2 tRNA genes and 2 rRNA genes are annotated in these 3,166 nt (G+C 50.7%); all 4 read right to left on the reverse strand.

Annotated features, from left to right (window positions below):
* Window positions 1–2,414 (reverse strand): 23S ribosomal RNA (locus AC5EF3_RS13630); the annotation flags it as partial.
* Window positions 2,415–2,632: 218 nt separating this feature from the next.
* Window positions 2,633–2,708, reverse strand: a tRNA-Ala gene (locus tag AC5EF3_RS13635).
* A gap of 48 nt (window positions 2,709–2,756) precedes the next feature.
* Window positions 2,757–2,833: transfer RNA gene (locus AC5EF3_RS13640), tRNA-Ile, on the reverse strand.
* A 238-nt stretch (window positions 2,834–3,071) separates the two neighbouring features.
* A 16S ribosomal RNA gene (locus AC5EF3_RS13645) occupies window positions 3,072–3,166 on the reverse strand; the annotation flags it as partial.

Genomic DNA, 3,166 nt, shown 5'->3' on the forward strand with positions numbered 1-3,166 from the left:
AGCCCCAGGATGTGATGAGCCGACATCGAGGTGCCAAACTCCGCCGTCGATGTGAACTCTTGGGCGTCATCAGCCTGTTATCCCCGGAGTACCTTTTATCCGTTGAGCGATGGCCCTTCCACACAGGACCACCGGATCACTATGACCCACTTTCGTGTCTGCTCGACTTGTCAGTCTCGCAGTCAGGCAGGCTTATGCCATTGCACTCGTCGAACGATTTCCGACCGTTCTGAGCCTACCATCGCGCGCCTCCGTTACGATTTAGGAGGCGACCGCCCCAGTCAAACTCCCCACCATACAAGGTCCCGGATCCCGATAAGGGACCGCGGTTAGACATCATCGAGGACAAGGGTGGTATTTCAAGGATGGCTCCACCAGAACTGGCGCTCTGGTTTCATAGCCTCCCACCTATCCTACACATGCCATCGATAATGCCATTGTAAAGCTAGAGTAAAGGTTCACGGGGTCTTTCCGTCTGACCGCGGGTACCCCGCATCTTCACGGGGAATTCAATTTCGCTGAGTCGATGTTGGAGACAGTGGGGAAGTCGTTACTCCATTCGTGCAGGTCGGAACTTACCCGACAAGGAATTTCGCTACCTTAGGACCGTTATAGTTACGGCCGCCGTTCACCTGGGCTTCAATTCGAGGCTTGCACCCCTCCTTTTAACCTTCAGGCACCGGGCAGGAGTCAGACCCTATACGTCGTCTTGCGACTTCGCAGAGCCCTGTGTTTTTGATAAACAGTCGCCACCCCCTAGTTTGTGACCCTCTCTGGAATTACCCAAAGAGGCACGCTTATCCCGAAGTTACGCGTGTAATTTGCCGAGTTCCTTCAACATCGTTCTCTCAAGCGCCTTGGCATGCTCTGCCTGTCTACCTGTGTCGGTTTCGGGTACGGTCTAATGGTGGAGCTATTTCCTGGAACTGCTTGGCGGCATACCCAATCCAATAAGGGCACACAACTTCCACAATCCGTCACTACCACCTGGTTCAGGAATATTAACCTGATTCCCATCGTCTACGCATTTCTGCCTCGACTTAGGGGCCGACTAACCCTGCGCTGATTAACATTGCGCAGGAAACCTTAGACTTTCGGCGAGCGGGTCTCTCACCCGCTTTGTCGCTACTCATGTCAGCATTCTCACTTCTGATATCTCCAGCCAACCTCACGATTGACCTTCACAGACTTACAGAACGCTCCGCTACCACATTTACATGTCCACAATTTCGGCGAACGGCTTTAGCCCCGTTACATTTTCGCCGCAGAAACGCTTGACCAGTGAGCTGTTACGCTTTCTTTAAAGGATGGCTGCTTCTAAGCCAACCTCCTGGTTGTTTCAGCATTTCCACATGCTTTTCCACTTAGCCGTTACTTGGGGGCCTTAATTGGTGGTCAGGGTTGTTTCCCTCTTCACTACGGACGTTAGCACCCGCAGTGTGTCTGCCGTATATTACTCGTAGGTATTCGGAGTTTGGTTAGGATCAGTAAGACGGTGAGTCCCCATAGCCCATCCAGTGCTCTACCCCCTACGGTATTCGTACGACGCTCTACCTAAATAGATTTCGCGGAGAACCAGCTATCACCAGGTTTGATTGGCCTTTCACCCCTAGTCACACGTCATCCCAGAGCTTTTCAACGCTCAAGGGTTCGGTCCTCCAGTGCATGTTACTGCACCTTCAACCTGCACATGACTAGATCACCTGGCTTCGGGTCTAATCCCACAAACTCGACGCCCTATTCAGACTCGGTTTCCCTGTGCCTACACCTATCGGCTTAAGCTTGCTTGTGAGACTAAGTCGCTGACCCATTATACAAAAGGTACGTGGTCACTCCGAAGAGCTCCCACTGCTTGTAGGCATTCCGTTTCAGGATCTGTTTCACTCCCCTCGTCGGGGTGCTTTTCACCTTTCCCTCACGGTACTTGTTCACTATCGGTCAGTATGGAGTACTTAGGCTTGGAGGGTGGTCCCCCCATGTTCAGACAGAATTTCACGTGTTCCGCCCTACTCTAACGGCTTATCATTTTACACTTACGGGACTATCACCCACTATGGTTTGGCTTTCCATCCAATTCAGTTTATTTCAAAGCTCGGCCTGGTCCGCGTTCGCTCGCCACTACTAACGGAGTCTCGGTTGATGTCCTTTCCTACGGGTACTGAGATGTTTCAGTTCCCCGCGTTCGCTCTTTAACCCTATGTATTCAGGTTAAAGTATCTCGTTTATGAATTAGTAGATCCAAACACCACCCTAAGGTCATGCTTAAAACCACTAAATCTGAGATGGGTTTCCCCATTCAGAAATCTATGGATCAAAGGTTGCTCGCACCTCCCCACAGCTTATCGCAGCGTGCCACGTCTTTCATCGCCTCATACTGCCAAGGCATTCCCGGAATGCCCTTTTGACGCTTGATCACTCAACAATACCCATGCGCAGAGAAGAACATGTCGGTGTTCTAAACCTTGCTATGGATCGTTGTCAGACGATACTTAGTTTTACGTGTTCATCCTCGAGGAAAACGCCGGTGTAATGGCGCGGATGAACAACCTCCTTACAATGTCAATCCATCTAGAACCAGAAGTCCTAGACGAAACTTGTGTTACAGCGAACCTATGAGATAGATTAAGTTAAATGGTGGAGCCGGACGGGATCGAACCGACGACCTGAAGCTTGCAAAGCTACCGCTCTCCCAACTGAGCTACGGCCCCTTATCGATATTGCTACCGAATTCATTGAACCACAATCAGGATAAGCAATGGTGGGTCTGGGAAGACTTGAACTTCCGACCTCACCCTTATCAGGGGTGCGCTCTAACCACCTGAGCTACAGACCCATTGCTTCTATGCAAGGGTATGCTCAGTGTTGCGCATTGCCCTGCCCTATCGGGGCTCGCTGTTCTCAGTCAACAAAAACCATATTGTTGTCGATGACTGAGATGGAAGAGAAACGAAGACGGCGACATGCCGCTATGTTTTTGTTGTCACTCACATACTGGATAAAGAGTATATGGTGCAACTTAATGCTAGAGAAGTTGACGAAATCAATAAATTGAAATTCCTCAACATCCTTAGAAAGGAGGTGATCCAGCCGCAGGTTCCCCTACGGCTACCTTGTTACGACTTCACCCCAGTCGCTTAGCCTACCGTGGTCCGCTGCCTCCAAAAGG

The organism is Hirschia sp., from assembly GCF_058892565.1.